This is a genomic window from Streptomyces sp. P17, from assembly GCF_032436805.1.
In the GTDB taxonomy this organism is placed as follows: domain Bacteria; phylum Actinomycetota; class Actinomycetes; order Streptomycetales; family Streptomycetaceae; genus Streptomyces.
Genome location: NZ_JAVRBF010000383.1, coordinates 1 through 400, shown reverse-complemented (window position 1 = coordinate 400; position 400 = coordinate 1). Strand labels below are relative to the sequence as shown.

Below are 400 nucleotides of genomic sequence, written 5' to 3'. Positions count from 1 at the left end.
CATCAGACCAAGCAAAGTCTTTGCTGAACCAAGTGCATCAAACACATCGTTGATTGCTTGGTCACGTTCATTGAACGACAGACGAATGTTGTCCTTGGTTCCAATTTCAATCGGAATTTCCTTAAACAAACCTTCATCCGAGAAGACTTCCATAAGGTCAGCAGCAACACCTTCGGAGATTGCTTTCACAATACCGTCAGGAACATTGTTGTTGCCCTTGGTTCCCCAGAACTGTTCAATGCGAGCAGCAATTGCACGCTTGATGTCAGTGATAGAGGAAGTGCTATTCCAGATGTCAATTACACCTGAAATGTCTGCATCATCTTCAAGGCCGAGTGCCTTGGTAATTTCCGCTGGCTTGGCGTCAAGCTTTCCACGGCTGTAGTTCACGACAGTATCC

At 46.0% G+C, this 400-nt stretch carries 1 protein-coding gene; it reads right to left on the bottom strand.

The genetic code is table 11. From position 1 onward, the window contains the following. Window positions 1–400 (bottom strand): hypothetical protein (locus tag RMT89_RS41395; RefSeq protein ID WP_315888913.1); only part of this gene is annotated, 400 nt, incomplete at both ends.